Annotated in this window: 11 protein-coding genes; 9 read left to right on the top strand and 2 right to left on the bottom strand. The window is 32.7% G+C overall.

From position 1 onward, the window contains the following. Nucleotides 1–65 precede the first annotated feature (65 nt). Both IH597_10175 and IH597_10170 read right to left on the bottom strand, forming a co-directional pair. Nucleotides 66–860, bottom strand: coding sequence for a hypothetical protein (locus IH597_10175; protein ID MBE0662826.1), 795 nt, complete (start codon nucleotides 858–860; stop codon nucleotides 66–68). Nucleotides 861–1,159: 299 nt separating this feature from the next. After that, nucleotides 1,160–1,534 (bottom strand): hypothetical protein, encoded by a 375-nt coding sequence (locus IH597_10170; protein ID MBE0662825.1) that lies wholly within the window; start codon nucleotides 1,532–1,534, stop codon nucleotides 1,160–1,162. A 247-nt stretch (nucleotides 1,535–1,781) separates the two neighbouring features. Between IH597_10170 and IH597_10165 the strand changes: the two genes are divergently transcribed. From IH597_10165 to IH597_10125, 9 genes are all read left to right on the top strand, one after another. Continuing rightward, nucleotides 1,782–2,081, top strand: coding sequence for a hypothetical protein (locus IH597_10165; protein ID MBE0662824.1), 300 nt, complete (start codon nucleotides 1,782–1,784; stop codon nucleotides 2,079–2,081). A gap of 289 nt (nucleotides 2,082–2,370) precedes the next feature. Continuing rightward, on the top strand, nucleotides 2,371–4,074 hold the full coding sequence (locus IH597_10160; protein MBE0662823.1) for a DUF262 domain-containing protein: 1,704 nt from the start codon (nucleotides 2,371–2,373) through the stop codon (nucleotides 4,072–4,074). A 179-nt stretch (nucleotides 4,075–4,253) separates the two neighbouring features. Further along, nucleotides 4,254–5,411 carry a trypsin-like peptidase domain-containing protein gene (locus IH597_10155; GenBank protein ID MBE0662822.1) on the top strand — a complete coding sequence of 386 codons (1,158 nt, stop codon included), beginning with the start codon at nucleotides 4,254–4,256 and terminating at the stop codon, nucleotides 5,409–5,411. 147 nt (nucleotides 5,412–5,558) lie between these two features. Further along, complete coding sequence (locus IH597_10150) at nucleotides 5,559–6,080, top strand: hypothetical protein (GenBank protein MBE0662821.1); 522 nt, start codon at nucleotides 5,559–5,561, stop codon at nucleotides 6,078–6,080. A gap of 139 nt (nucleotides 6,081–6,219) precedes the next feature. Beyond that, a complete protein-coding gene (locus IH597_10145) occupies nucleotides 6,220–7,587 on the top strand; it encodes a TIR domain-containing protein (GenBank protein ID MBE0662820.1) in 1,368 nt (455 codons plus the stop codon). Nucleotides 7,588–7,752: 165 nt separating this feature from the next. Further along, the gene (locus IH597_10140) at nucleotides 7,753–9,201 is read left to right on the top strand and encodes a TIR domain-containing protein (GenBank protein MBE0662819.1); all 1,449 of its coding nucleotides are present in this window, start codon (nucleotides 7,753–7,755) and stop codon (nucleotides 9,199–9,201) included. A gap of 314 nt (nucleotides 9,202–9,515) precedes the next feature. Continuing rightward, a complete protein-coding gene (locus IH597_10135; GenBank protein MBE0662818.1) occupies nucleotides 9,516–10,145 on the top strand; it encodes a histidine phosphatase family protein in 630 nt (209 codons plus the stop codon). A gap of 14 nt (nucleotides 10,146–10,159) precedes the next feature. Next, nucleotides 10,160–10,918, top strand: a complete 759-nt coding sequence (locus tag IH597_10130; GenBank protein ID MBE0662817.1) for a class I SAM-dependent methyltransferase — start codon at nucleotides 10,160–10,162, stop codon at nucleotides 10,916–10,918. A gap of 2 nt (nucleotides 10,919–10,920) precedes the next feature. Then, nucleotides 10,921–11,679, top strand: a complete 759-nt coding sequence (locus IH597_10125; protein ID MBE0662816.1) for a hypothetical protein — start codon at nucleotides 10,921–10,923, stop codon at nucleotides 11,677–11,679. Nucleotides 11,680–12,110: the final 431 nt, after the last annotated feature.

Genomic DNA, 12,110 nt, shown 5'->3' with positions numbered 1-12,110 from the left:
CTATAATCAGATGAAGTAGGACTATTTGGACATATAAATTACAACAGAAGCATAAGATTTAATTGTTAATGCTTAGCAGTCTTAAAAGACCCAATAGTGACAACACCATATTTAATTGATTCGCCACTATTTATGTACTCCATCCATTCACGTTTCGATACATATCTGGAATATCCGCTCTTGGCATCCATTATTAATACTGGTGTAAAATCATCCAATTCCGCTAAAATCCTTTCTACTTCATTTGGTTCGATGAATTTTACGTTTTGCATTGGCGGATATGTGGGTTTAGTTTCAGATATTAATTCATATTTAGTTGATTCACCCGAACTTATCAGATCATCCCATTCCCATTTAGAAATATATCTAGTTTCTCCCGTACTGATCTCTTTAATTAACACTGGGGTTTTGTCACGAATGGGTTCAGGAATAATATCTTCAGGTGGTTCTGGTATTTCTATTATCTTTAAATATTTCTGTTCCAAGAATTCCAGCACTTTTTCAATTGAGTTCAAATCCCCGCCATACTTATTTTCATTTACTAAGAAGGCAAATTCATCTTTACCATCAACCTTTAAAGCCAAAACATTTGAATCGAAAAATCCATGTCTGAATAAAAAACTCTCATTCTTTCTTTCAATTAGAAGGGAGTTATTCCCCAAATATTCCCATTTGCCTTTTTCAACCTTACCATCCTGGGCTATAAGAAGATCATAGTTAGCACGAAATATGTAAACCAGTTTTGAATTTCTTAACTCATCAATAACAACCCAATGTTGATTTGTCAATAAGGTCAGGTTGTCAAGCTTTTCACTGAATTTCCTAATTCGAGGTATTAGAGTAGCAATGTAGGTTCTCATAATTGACGCATGTGAATTGGTTCTTTGTGTGTTAAGACATCCCTGTTTGATCTGGGGAATGGACTGTATTTTTAGCTATATTATTTTAAGGTGGAGATTATGGTTTAGTGCTTTTATTGTGGTTTTATGGGTGTGATGGATATGGTGTCAAGTAACATCAATAGCCCGCTAAAATACGGCAATTAATCACTGAAATCAATACTCAATGTATATAAGTGCGGATTTATTTATTATTCGTTGGCTTTTTATCAGTATTCGTCAATTTTCTGAGATGCCTTAACAGTAAAAACGCCCTGCTTTTAGCCAGTTTTGTGCACCCTTTTATGATGATTTCTACTATAAATATCTACCAGGATTTCAAAAAACCTTCCGAACCATTCAATGCAATCCTGGGTATCAGGATAGGAGAAGTAATGGAAGTCATCAGTCTTTGGAAAATACTGAATGAATATGTGTGTCGGTACACCATCCATATCAACCAGTTTAGCTGATACTGACATTCCTATCTTTACCAGGAAGTATTGCGGATACTCAGAACTTATCTGGTATTTCATCATCATTCTTTCAATGAAATCCTGGTGTCCGCTACTAATTCTATAACCTGGCAGTTCATCTTCCTGTGGTTGGCGGGTAACTGCGTAAACTTTTATTACGGGTAGGTTGTCAACGTACATGCAACGAATTTAATGCGAAAATTTTAAATCTTACCATTCCTAGCGTATATTTGTTCTGCGCTGCTTTGACAATGAGGGAAGGAGCGTTAAGCCTGGTCAGCAATTTATATACACCTGTCATCGTATTAAGCTGACCAGGTTTTTGAACTTAAATGTAAGGAGCCTTAATTTTTGGAATTATCTTATGAAAATTATTTTTGAGAAAATGCCTGTTTAAGCTATTGCTCTGATGACATAAATACCAAGTATGATGTCCAACTCGAAACTTACCTGGACTGATGCAACAGGACCAACACTGCCTGATGGTTATTTTGTACAGATGAGTGATCAGGGATTTGAAGCTATTGCTGATCCAGTTGATGAAATACCCGTAGCAGATGATTTTTGGAACAGGAATGTTGGTTATGGGGTAGAAACGGTTACTTTAGGTGGGTTGATTCCAGAAGTTGTTTATTACTTCAAGATTTTCAGCTATAGAGGAATTGGCAAAGATGTCGTTTATAAGATTAATGGGAGTGTGCCAGAGGTGAGTGTTATGGCAAGATGAAAGCAAAAACTTGTGTTTTGAGCAAAATACTTCAGAAATACAGCTCCCATAATTATTAATAATTATATTTGAGGCATGAAATAAAGCAACAAAAGCCTACACCAGTAAATGGCAGGAACCTTAATAGATTACACACGAGCTTTATTTGCATGTTTCTGGGTAGGATGAATGAAATGCTTATCGTTATAGCCAATGCAAGAAAAATGGCACACAGGCAGGTTCTTAAAATGACATATTTTGACGCATAAAGAAATTACTTTTCAGGAATTGATGATCTAAAAAATCTTTTATGGAAGCATCCACAACAATTAACAGAATGTTAGCTGGGAACAAAATATTTGTACCTTCATATCAACGATCCTATTCCTGGGAGACCCCAGCAGAAAATCAAAGTAGTAATCTTGCCACACATACGGACGTATTTCTAAAAGACTTGATTGATTACAACCGAAGTTATGCAAAAAATCCTTACTATTTTGGACATTTTCTTTTTGAAGAAAAATCGGATAGTAATTTTGGAGTAATTGACGGACAGCAAAGATTAACTACAATAGTAATCTTTTTATCAGCTTTATACACTAGGCTAAAACTATTAAGAAATTTAATTGATGAAGAAGAAGTGCTTTACGAGAATATGATTAAGAGAAAATCAAAGTACATTTTTTCAACTGTTGGCTATGATAATCAGCTATTTAAGGACTATGTCATTGACCAGACAAAAAAAAATAAGATTGGTTTAGAAACAGAATCTGCTAGACGTATTGTAAGAGCATTTGACTATTTTACTAGAATTTTTGCGAAGAAGGACGAGCAGTATTTAACTAAAATGCTTAAAACAGTAAGTGAGGCAACTTGCACCACACACCCAGTAAGAAATGAATCAGAGGCTATTCAAATGTTCATTTTTCAAAATAATCGTGGAAAAGACCCTTCAAAACTTGAAATAATTAAAGCACAGTTTATGTTTAATGTTCACCTATACGGTGGAGAAGAAAAAGATGAACTGATTGAAGAAATTAAAAACCGTTTTGAAAAAATCTATAAATCAATATCTTCAATCGAATACAAAATTGATGAAGATGATGTTTTGGTATACACGCTTAGAGTTTATTTTAATTCTCTTTGGGAATCAGATGCAATTGATAAAATAGACAAGCTTCTATCAGAAAAAAATCCAATTCCTTTCATTAAGTCATTTACTAATTCGCTTGCAGTTAGTTTTGAGCATCTAACCACGTTTTTCGGTAAAGACGAGAGAGAGAATATTGAAATTCATTCACTTGTAACACTTGGTGGTTTTGCAATTGCTATTCCCTTTGTAATAAAAGCATATTCTTTTGGCTTGCCAATAAAAGACATTTGTAGAATTTGTTCATCAATGGAATCTCTTGTTTTACGGCATAGACTTATCGGAACAAGAGCTGAATTAACATCAAGAATAAATGATGATTATCAAAAGTTCACATCCGAACAACCTGACATAAAGCCTTTTATTGATAAAGTTGAATGGATGAAAAATGTAACAGATGATAATTGGTGGTGGGCTTATTGGAATAAAGCAGCATTAGTAAACTCTATTCAAGGTAAAATTGAACGTCCAACTGCAAGGTTCTTACTATGGAAATACGAGAATTATCTTGAAAGCCAGGGCAAAAAAGGATATAGTTTAACTCGTTTTGATAAAATAAAAAAACCACATTTAGAGCATATTGCCCCACAAACTGAAAATGAAAAACCTGCTTCAGGTTATGGTAGGTACACCGAAAAATTTAAACAAGAGTGTATTGATTGTCTTGGGAATTATCTGTTGTTGTCTGCCCCACATAATGAATCTATTGGAAATAAACCATTTAGAATTAAAAAAAAATCTTATACTCAACTTGCACAGCAAAGAGAAATATTACAGATGACGAAACATGATCTTACTTGGGATAGAGATAAAATTGAGTCGAGAAAGAAAAGATTAATTGATTTTATACTTGAAAGCCATTAGGTTGAAATGCACATGGCTCTATTCGAGTAAACGGCAGTTGAGCCTCATGATTTATTGAAGCGGTGGAAAATGACTAAGCCCGTAAGTCCGCTACTGTGGCTATATCAAGAACGTTAAAGGATATAATAGTAAAAAAAAACTGACAATGATCCACGTTTATTAACAGAAACCTAAATTGTATGAATAAGATTATAATAAAATTGCTAGTTCTAATTCTTTCACCATTAATTCTTTTTTCACAACCTTTTACAACTAAATCACAATGGGAAACCTATTTTAAGAATAAAATTTTAGAATTAGACCCAATTGAAGGGATTTGGACTAATAGTAATACAATCAAATTCTATAATAGATACAACAATCTTATTTATAATAACTATAATCCTCAAGTTCAATCCGTAGTAATTTATGACAATGGTGACGAATACAAGGTTTATGATATGGGACAAATAGCATCTAACACCCAATTTGAGATGACATTTGTAAATACTGCAAATAATGGCATCTACTTAATGGAAAATTATTACAAGAATTCACATACCACTGCAAAAGCAACTGCTATCTTAACAGGAAATGGGATATTAGAGTTTTCTTATGAACTTCCGACAGCAGAGTTAAAAAAGAGGCTTACTACTTGGATAGAGGGTACCAAGGGGACTTTTGAGCATCAATGGATAAAAACTTTTCCTGCAAAATCTGACTATGGAAAATCTAGTCCAGCCTCTGGCACTGGTTTTGGGATATCTTCTAATGGAATTATAGTAACCAATTTTCACGTTATTGATGGTGCTAAAAATATTAAAGTTCGTGGTGTTAATTCAGATTATAATACTACCTACAATGCAAAGGTGATAGTATCAGACAAAAACAACGACCTTGCATTAATTCAAATTGATGATTATGGTTTTACTACGCTTGGTACAATTCCCTTTACAATTAAAACAGGACTTTCAGGTGTTGGAGAAAATATCTTTGTTTTAGGTTATCCTTTAAGAGCAACAATGGGTGACGAGATAAAACTCACAAACGGCATAGTCAGTTCTCGGACAGGTTTTCAAGGTGATATTACTTCCTATCAAATTTCGGCACCTGTTCAAGCTGGCAATAGTGGGGGTCCACTTTTCGACAATCTGGGAAATTTAATAGGTATTATAAATGCTAAACACGGGGGAGCGGAAAATGCTTCTTATGCGGTAAAATCAAGCTATTTGACTAATTTAATTGATTTATTACCAAGTCCTCCGAAACTTCAAACGGTAAATTCATTGTCAGGTAAGACATTAACTCAACAAGTTGAATTAGCAAAGAAATTTGTTTACATAATTGAAACAGAATGAAGGATTTACAGCCCATAATCAAGCATATGGCCGGTGAGCCACATGGTCTTTTGCAGCGAAGGATACGCACGAAGTCAGCCTACTCCCCTACTGTGGCAATACCAGTAACGCTATGAGTCCAAAAATCTACTACTAACATATTGAAATATGAGAAAATTTATACTGTTATTATTATTCGTTTTGGTGAATGTTGCATTACCAGCACAAAATCTGTCATTAGCACAGTTATTAGAAATCAAAAAGAAAGACTTGGGAAATGCTATAGAATATCTAACATTAGAAGGATGGGAATTTTTTGAAGCTGAAGCACCAACAAACGGTGGTTTAGGAAAAGTTACTTTTTCATATAACAAATCTGCTTTGTCCAGTACAGCAGATTCTTTCTTTATTTATTATTATACTAGTTTTCCTGATATGACTTGGATTTCTATTCAAGTTAGTAAAATAAACAAATACAACGAATATATAAACTCAATAAAAGAGTATGGTTGCGAACTTATATCAACTGAGGTTAAGGAAGGCAGAATTCTAAAAGAATATAAAGGTGAAAATATGACTTTTTTAGTTGAAATAGGAAAAACTACAAATCACTTTGACGAAGAAACTGCGGTATGGCATTTATGGGTTTTTTCAACTGCAGATTATGATCTTATATGGGGAGTCAAATAATAACTTCTGCCGAATGAGTAGACGGCTGGTGAGTCTCATGATCATTTGTAGTGGTGGATAAAAACGAAGCTTTCAATCCACTACTGCTGCTACACTCAAACGTTAGCTTTAATTTTCTACGTTCATCAAATGAATAAGAATGATTGATAGTGAAATAATTAAAATGTTAAGAGAGGAATATAAGTTCAATCTTATTCAATTAGACTTTGATTCATTAGAGAATACAAGGGAAAGTGGGTACGCATTAGAAAATGGATTGGTTACTGGTTTATCCTTTATTGAGATGGATTTAAGAGAAATTCCGATAGTGACTTTTGGACTGAGAAATCTAAGAAAGTTCGTGCTGTTTGGAAATAAGCTAGAATACCTTAGCGAAGGATTTCTAAATTTTGAATGTCTAGAATCTATTTTTTTAGGTAAAAATCGTTTTAATATTTTCCCTTTTGTTGTAACTCGATTGATAAATTTGAAACGGTTACATATTGGAGCGAATTACATTGAGACAATACCAAAGGAAATAAGTAACCTGATTCATCTAGAAGAATTAAGTCTTACCAACAACCAATTAGATATAATTCCTGATTCATTTTACAATTTGAGTGAATTAAGAAATATTAATCTTAGCTACAATAAATTGGATTATTTGCCAAACTCTTTTGAGAAACTACATAAATTAAAAAGTCTTGATTTAAGACGAAATCGTTTCAACCATTTTCCAAATCTACTCCTTAGCCTTTTTAACTTGTCTACCGTAAGATTAGAATATAATGAAATAACTGAATTTTCTTCAAGAATACTAGATAGTGATTTGAAGGTAAGGTGGTCTAGTAGGTCAGGCGAGAATGGATTCATTTTTGAAGATAATCCATTAATTAATCCTCCTATTCGTTTAATCAAGAAAGGTTCAGATTCTTTACGCACATATTTTAAATCATATAACATGGATAAGCCTATTCCAGATATTTTTGTCTCCTACTCACATTCAGACTCTGATATTGTGGACTTCATAGATAATAGTTTAAAAAAGATCGGAATTGATTTGAAAAGAGACGTTAGAGATGTGAAATATAGAAAAAGCTTTACTGAATTCATGCATACAGTGAGAAAAACTGACTATGTTTTAATGATTGTCAGTAATTCATTTTTAAAATCAAGATATTGTATGTTCGAGGTTCTTGAAGCTATGAAAGACATAGAGTTTAAAGATCGTCTTCTTCCGATTGTTGTTAATGACGCCAAAATATATAATGAATTAGACAAAATTAAGTACATAAAATATTGGAAAAATGAATTGGAGAACATTGAATTAGAGTTGCATGATTTAGAATTAATTGAAAAAGGTTCTTCAATTCAAACCCTTAAGAAATATAAAGAAATAATGATGAATATTGGAGAATTTATAAATTTAGTTTTAGACCTAAATCATATTAAATTCACAGATAATATAACATTCAGTGTTAATGAGATATTGGAATCTATCAATTATTTTAAGAATGATTCAAACTAAAGCTAATAATTGGGACTCTGAGCGGTACTCTGGACCCATCGAGGAGTCGAGGTTGAATTTCTTTTTGCCCCTGGATTTCAGGCTTAATTTATTGTATATTCATTGCCGAGAACAGGGGTTATTTGACGAATTGTCGTTGTAGTTAAATTTAAGACCTCACGGAAAATGACGGAAACACCTAAAATATTTATTTCATATAGTTGGACAACACCGCAACACGAAGACTGGGTTATTAACCTTGCAGAAAGACTTGTTTCTGATGGTGTTGACGTAATTATTGACAAATGGAACTTAAAAGAAGGGCACGACAAATATAACTTTATGGAGACGATGGTTAAATCTCCCGACATTCAGAAAGTGCTCATAATTCTTGACAAAAAATATTCAGAGAAGGCAGAAAAAAGAGCGGGTGGCGTTGGGACAGAAACCCAAATTATAAGCCCGAAAATCTACAGTGACGTTTCTCAAGTAAAATTCATTCCAATTGTTGTTGAAAAAGATGATAAAGGAAACGCCTTCGTTCCAACATTTTTGGAAAGCAGAATATACATTGACCTATCAGATGAAGATAAATTTGAAGAGAACTATGAAAACCTATTAAGGAATATTTATCAAAGACCCGCATACAGTAAGCCAAAAATCGGGAAAGCCCCAAGTTATCTTTTTGAAGAGACACCAATGACACACAAAACTTCAAGCATAGTTAGAAGTTTTGACAATCAAATTTCAAAATCACCCAAAAGAATAAATTCAATTATTCGTGAGTTTTTGGACAACTTTTTTGAAGATTTAAAAGATTACTCTTTAAACCTCATAGGAACAAGGGATGTTTTAGCATTCGGAAAAGCAATTCACGACAATATCAATTCATACACTCCGCTTCGTAATGATTACATAATTTTCCTTGACAAACTTTTCAAGAGTGAACTTGAGTTTGACATTGACATTTTTATTAAATTCTTTGAAAAGCTACCAATTCTTAAAGCCCCCCAGGACAACAGAAGTAGTTGGTCACCAAGCGAGTTTGATAACTTTCGATTTTTCATACACGAGACTTTTTTATACACTATCGCAGCTGGCTTAAAAAATGAAAAGTACAAATTCATAGAAGAAATATTGTATTCGGGTTATTTCTGCCAAGACAAATACAGCTCCAAAAGCGAACCACAAAGATTTGATGCACTTTACAACTATGTTGAGACTTTTGACAAATACTATAAAGAAACATATTCAAAAAACTTTATCAGCCCAATGGCTGACTTGGTAATTAAGCGACTTCCAGAGAATATAAGTAAAGACGATTTGATCAATGCCGACTTACTTTGTCATTACATTTCAGTAATTGACAATTTAAGATGGTTTCCTATTACATATATTTATGGCCTTAGAGACGAAGGCAAGTTTGAATTATTTAATAGACTTGTTTCGCAACGACACTTTGAAAAAGTTAAAACACTTTTTAATGTACAGACAATAAAGGAACTACAAGACAAGATAAAAGCGATTAAAGAAGCAGATAAAAATCCTGAACGAATACATTATTCAGGATTATTTGACAGCGTTGCACCTATTTATCAATTAATAGACATTGAGAAAATTGGAACAATTCGATAAAAGAAAAACTGCCTACAATCGGAAAGTCGGCTGGTGAGATATCAAACTAAAACCAACTTATTTTAGGCTGAAGAAATTCGGGGGATACTTTTATACCACCATACTTCTTATATAGTGAGAGGTTGCGGAAATGATCGCCACCTGACAGCCACTAATACATCTTAGCTAACTAAAATGAGGGTATAAGAGGTTCAATTTGGCTGGAGTGGACAGGCTGACGAGCAAGTGTTAAGAGGAAAGTTGGGTTTCAATTTTAATAATTGCAATTAAATGAATAACCAAATATTCTTTACATTTGTTTAAATTTAGAAAAAATGAAAATTAATTACCTTAATAATAATTTTAATTTTTCATTTATCCGACATGGGCAGACAAGTTGGAATAAAGAAGAAAGGCTAAATTCAACTACCGATATCTCAATTACTGAAGATGGGAGAAATCAAATATTAGCTTCAATTGAGTATCTTAAAAAATTGAACTTTTCTCGGATTATATCTTCACCAATGATCAGAACATTAGAAACTGCTGAAATAATTAAAAGTTATCTTAACATACCTTTATATACAGATAAGAGACTAGTAGAAGTGAATTTTGGCGAATTTGAAGGAAAAACTGCAGAGGAATTGCTAGCAGATAAATCGTTTAGAAATATTTACTTAGAATGGATTGATGACACAAACCCAAAGTTCCCACCTCAATGTGAAACATATGAAAACTCAGCAAATAGAATTATACATGCACTACTTGACTTATCATCGTTAAACGGAAGAACCCTAATTGTTACTCACGGAGCTATAATTCGTATATTAATTTCAGTTTTGTTTTTGAAAGTGCCTGCAAGTTATTTTAGAAGATTAGTAATAGATAATGGATCAATTTCTTCCGTAGGTTTCTTACCAAACATAAGTGATCTATATATTGAATGTATAAACCATTTAGAATAACTATTTTACTCAGTATGGAAAAGCACTTTGATACTTTAGGGGACAATTATGATGAATTCTTGAGATACTCCAGGCATAGTATAGAGGGCGTTCTGAATAAACTTCATAAATATATTCAAATTTCAAAGGTTGATGTATTGGATATTGGATCTGGTAATGGTAGAATTTCCAGGGAGATTGTCAAACGTTATCCGAACTCAAGTGTAACATTATTAGATAATTCAAAAAACCTCCTAGAAATTGCTGGAAAGTCCCTTAAATCGCTAAATATACCTACGAAAATGTTGGAATTAGACCTGAATTATTTGGACAATATTCGTGGAGAAAAATATGATTTAATTATCTGCTCCTTCATATTACAGAATGTTGTAAATCTTGAGCAGTTTTTTTTAAACATCTCTCGATTACTAGAGAACAATGGAGTCGGAACCGTTCTGTACAATGATAAGTCTGATTTGATTTTACAATTGATTCACCAGTTATGTTCAAATTTTCATAAAGTAGAAATAGAACGACATCCTTCCTTAAATGATATATTAAGTTTACTAATTAGTAAATTCAAGATACTGACTGTATATAAAAATGAGTTTGAATTTGCAATAGAACCAACTATAAGGCTTGTTGAAATAGTAGAACAAAAACAATTTTCGGGTTTTAGTTTATTAAATAATGATGATTTTCAAAAAGACTTGAACAACGTTAAGAAATATTTCGCAAAAACAAACAAAGTAATTTCATCTTCAAAATATGCAGTAATCATTTTTACTAAATAATTATGGATAAACTTAGAGAATTTTGGGACAGAATAGAAAAAAAAGTATTATATATAATTCTACTGATATATATAGCACTTCAATGGTTAAAAATATTTCTCCCTGCAATAGATCAAGTTATTGGTGATTATAATCATGCTATTACTGCTACAATTATCCTTGCTGTAATAAGGGTTTTAAATACTAGAGGAAATACTGAAGATTTATTCCATAAAGGCAAATCTTTTGAGGTAGCCCTGGGAGAAACGATTGTTAAAGGTGAACGAGTAGACTGTATTAAACTTTTCGCACATACTACTACAAAATATTATACAGCATTAAGAAATAAAGATATAAGTATCAATAGATTGCAACTTTTGATTTTTAGCTCAAAAGCAATTGATATGATGCCCACTCCAATTGAAGAATCAGATAAAGAATTGATCAAACAAGAAATAGTTCTAATATTAAAAAAGTGGTTAGACGCTAAGAATGAAGGAGTCATTAATAATTTGGAAATAAGAGTCTGTGATTATATTCCTTTGATTCACTTTCTCATTAAAAGAAATGAAAAAGCTATGTTTGGATTCTTCAAGCCACGAAGTGATTCTTCAGGATTAAAAACTCTCGGCAATCATACTTTGACTGGCTTTTTTACAAATCAATTTGATTTGATTAATGATCTGGAGATTGTTTATGATGAAATCTTCAAGAACCATTCAAGAGCACTATCTAATTTTGAGGAGGTCAAAATAGAATATTCAACGAAAAACGCTATATAGTAACTGTGACTATTTATGGTCTGTGTGGCACAACAAGTATTTCACGGAAATAAAAATCTTGCTAATTAGTTTAACCTGACTTATTCTTCAGCCCGATCCTTCCAACGGGTATGAAGCTTAATGTCCTCGTAAGAGGAAGAAAGCCCAATATTTTTTTCCCTCTACCTGTCTACTTCGCTTCAATGGCATCGAGCAGTTATTAGCGCACGATTACCCCCAAGCAACTGCTCCATGCTGTTGCTTCTATAACTTTCTGTTATAGCTGAAAAGCAGTGAAGACAAGGGTTTCCTGCATATACCGGCCAATATGTGCCAGCTAAACCGGAGTATTTGTGCCAGTGTAAACGCGCATAAATTCTTGACCAAAATTAAACATTAATTTGATTGTTATTTGTCACATTAATTTGATTACGATTTTCATTTTATTAAAG

Source organism: Bacteroidales bacterium (assembly GCA_014860575.1).
In the GTDB taxonomy this organism is placed as follows: Bacteria; Bacteroidota; Bacteroidia; order Bacteroidales; family JAAYJT01; genus JAAYJT01.
The sequence above is the reverse complement of the archived record's forward strand: the minus strand, read 5'-3'. Positions and strand labels throughout refer to the sequence as shown.

Coding starts and splice junctions, on each gene's coding strand:
- IH597_10150 (MBE0662821.1), top strand. CDS start 5,559: ATGAGAAAATTTATACTGTTATTATTATTCGTTTTGGTGAATGTTGCA.
- IH597_10175 (MBE0662826.1), bottom strand. CDS start 860: ATGAGAACCTACATTGCTACTCTAATACCTCGAATTAGGAAATTCAGT.
- IH597_10125 (MBE0662816.1), top strand. CDS start 10,921: ATGGATAAACTTAGAGAATTTTGGGACAGAATAGAAAAAAAAGTATTA.
- IH597_10130 (MBE0662817.1), top strand. CDS start 10,160: ATGGAAAAGCACTTTGATACTTTAGGGGACAATTATGATGAATTCTTG.
- IH597_10155 (MBE0662822.1), top strand. CDS start 4,254: ATGAATAAGATTATAATAAAATTGCTAGTTCTAATTCTTTCACCATTA.
- IH597_10165 (MBE0662824.1), top strand. CDS start 1,782: ATGATGTCCAACTCGAAACTTACCTGGACTGATGCAACAGGACCAACA.
- IH597_10135 (MBE0662818.1), top strand. CDS start 9,516: ATGAAAATTAATTACCTTAATAATAATTTTAATTTTTCATTTATCCGA.
- IH597_10170 (MBE0662825.1), bottom strand. CDS start 1,534: ATGTACGTTGACAACCTACCCGTAATAAAAGTTTACGCAGTTACCCGC.
- IH597_10145 (MBE0662820.1), top strand. CDS start 6,220: ATGATTGATAGTGAAATAATTAAAATGTTAAGAGAGGAATATAAGTTC.
- IH597_10140 (MBE0662819.1), top strand. CDS start 7,753: ATGACGGAAACACCTAAAATATTTATTTCATATAGTTGGACAACACCG.
- IH597_10160 (MBE0662823.1), top strand. CDS start 2,371: ATGGAAGCATCCACAACAATTAACAGAATGTTAGCTGGGAACAAAATA.